A 2,421-nucleotide genomic window follows, 5' to 3' on the forward strand; every position below is an offset into this window, starting at 1 on the left:
CGAGGTCGTGGGAGGAGTCGTGGTGGACCTCCTCGATCAGGATCCGCAGGGTGTCGCCGTCCTTGCCGGTGACCGTCCACTCGACCTGGTCGTCGGCGCTCATGCCCTCCGACACCTTGCAGGGCGGCGACATCCAGTTGAGCGGCTTGTAGGAGCCGCCGTCGGAGTGGATGAGGACCGAGCCGTCGGCCTTGACCATCAGCACCCGGGTCGCCATCGGCAGGTGCGCGGTCAGCCGACCGGCGTAGTCGACCTGGCACCGCGCGACGACCAACCTCACGGGCGGTGAATCTACAGTGGCGGTCGTGGCCCCGTCGTTCGCCGTCCGTCCGCTGCGTGCGGCCGACCTCAAGCACATCGCCGCGATCGAGGAGTCCGGCGAACCCCAGTTCCGGGCCGCCTTCGGCGCCGACATGCATCCCGTGCTGTCCGAGCCGGCGGCCTCGGGGTGGGAGCGGGACGACCGGCCGGGGTTCATCCTCGTGGCGGCCGAGGACGGTCAGCCGCCGGTGGGCTTCGCCCACGTCCTGGAGATCGACGGCCATGCCCACCTGGAGCAGCTGTCGGTGCGCCCCGAGGCGCAGGGCCAGGGGGTCGGTACCTCCCTGGTGCGGGCGGCGATGCGCGAGGCACGCCGCGACGGCCATCGGCAGCTCTCCCTGTGCACCTACCGCGACCTGCCGTTCAACGGGCCGTTCTACGCGACCCTCGGCTTCCAGGAGGTCACCGACCCGCTGCCGTTCCAGCGGCAGCTGCGCGAGCACGAGGCCGCGATCGGCCTCGACGACGACGGCCCGAGAATCGTGATGTCCGTCGCCCTCAGCGGATAGTTACTCGCCAGTCAACTAGCATCCGGCGCATGACCGACGTCACCACTGAAGAGCCCACCGGACGCACCTTCGAGACCATCGGCATCGTCGGTCTCGGCACGATGGGGGCGGGGATCGCCGAGGTGTTCGCGCGCGAGGGCTATGCCGTCGTGGGCGTGGAGCAGAACGAGGAGAGCCTGGCCCGGGGGCGGCAGCACCTGGAGAACTCGACGGGCCGCGCGGTCGCGCGCGGCAAGATGACCGAGGCGGAGCAGGCCGAGCTGCTCGCCCGGATCACGTTCAGCACCGAGCTCAAGGACCTCACCGACGCCGACTTCGTCGTCGAGGCGGTCGTGGAGTCCGTGGAGGTGAAGAAGCAGATCTTCCGCGAGCTCGACTCCATCGTCGCTCCGGAGACGATCCTGGCCACCAACACCTCGTCGCTCTCGGTCACGGACATCTCCACGGCCAACTCCCAGCCCGGCCGGGTGATTGGCGTGCACTTCTTCAACCCGGCCCCCGTGCAGGGGCTCGTCGAGATCGTCAGCACCGTCGTGACCGAGGACCAGGTGCTGGCCGACGTGACCGCGCTGGTCCGCGCGGTCGGCAAGAACCCGGTCGTCTGCGGGGACAAGGCAGGCTTCATCGCCAACACGCTGCTGTTCGGCTACCTCAACCACGCGGTGGCGATGTACGAGGGCAAGTACGCCTCGCGCGAGGACATCGACGCGGCGATGCGGTTCGGCTGCGGCTACCCCATGGGCCCGCTCCAGCTGCTCGACCTGATCGGTCTCGACACGGCGTACGAGATCCTGGAGACGATGTACCGGCAGGGCCGGGACCGGCTGCACGCCCCCTCGCCCATCCTCAAGCAGATGGTCACCGCCGGCATGCTCGGCCGGAAGACCGGGCGGGGCTTCTACACCTATGAGGGCCCGGACAGCCCCAAGACGGTCGTCGACGACCAGACGCCGTCCGAGGCCGACAAGCCGCAGCTGCACCACGACATCAAGCTGGTGGGCGTGGTCGGGACGGGCACCATGGCCGGCGGCATCGTCGAGGTCTTCGCCAAGGCGGGCTACGAGGTGCTCTTCGTCGGCCGTTCCCAGGACAAGGTCGACGGCGTGGTCACCGCGATCACGAAGAACTTCGACCGCCAGATCCAGCGTGGACGGGCGACCGAGGACGACAAGGCCGCGGTCCTGGCCAGGGTCAGCGGCTCGACGTCGCTCGACGATCTCAAGGACGTCGACATCGTGGTCGAGGCCATCGCCGAGGACCTCGGCGTCAAGACCACGCTGTTCGAGAACCTCGACGACATCTGCAAGCCGGGCGCGATCCTGGCCACCACGACGTCCTCGCTGCCGATCATCTCCCTGGCCAGGGTCACGTCCCGGCCGCAGGACGTCGTCGGCATGCACTTCTTCAACCCGGCGCCGGTCATGAAGCTGGTCGAGGTCGTCTCGACGGTCTCCACGGCCGACGACGTCACGGAGACGACCCGTGCGCTGTGCGACCGGATCGGCAAGGTCGCGGTGTCCTGCACCGACCGCGCGGGGTTCATCGTCAACGCGCTGCTGTTCCCCTACCTCAACGACGCGGTCAAGATGCT

2 protein-coding genes and 1 pseudogene are annotated in these 2,421 nt (G+C 68.9%); 2 read left to right on the plus strand and 1 reads right to left on the minus strand.

Translation table 11 applies throughout. The annotated features are described in order from the left end of the window. Positions 1-280 (minus strand): annotated as a pseudogene (locus tag JHD21_RS21795) (endonuclease NucS domain-containing protein); the annotation flags it as partial. Positions 281-305: 25 nt separating this feature from the next. On the opposite strand from JHD21_RS21795, the gene JHD21_RS21800 reads away from it, so the two are divergent. After that, entirely contained in the window at positions 306-830 is a 525-nt protein-coding gene (locus tag JHD21_RS21800) for a GNAT family N-acetyltransferase (protein ID WP_292679647.1), read from the plus strand. A gap of 29 nt (positions 831-859) precedes the next feature. Further along, positions 860-2,421, plus strand: a 1,562-nt coding sequence (locus JHD21_RS21805; protein WP_292679649.1) for a 3-hydroxybutyryl-CoA dehydrogenase, incomplete at its 3' end; no start/stop codon positions are given.

It is taken from the genome of Nocardioides sp., from assembly GCF_016462705.1.
Classification (GTDB): domain Bacteria; phylum Actinomycetota; class Actinomycetes; order Propionibacteriales; family Nocardioidaceae; genus Nocardioides.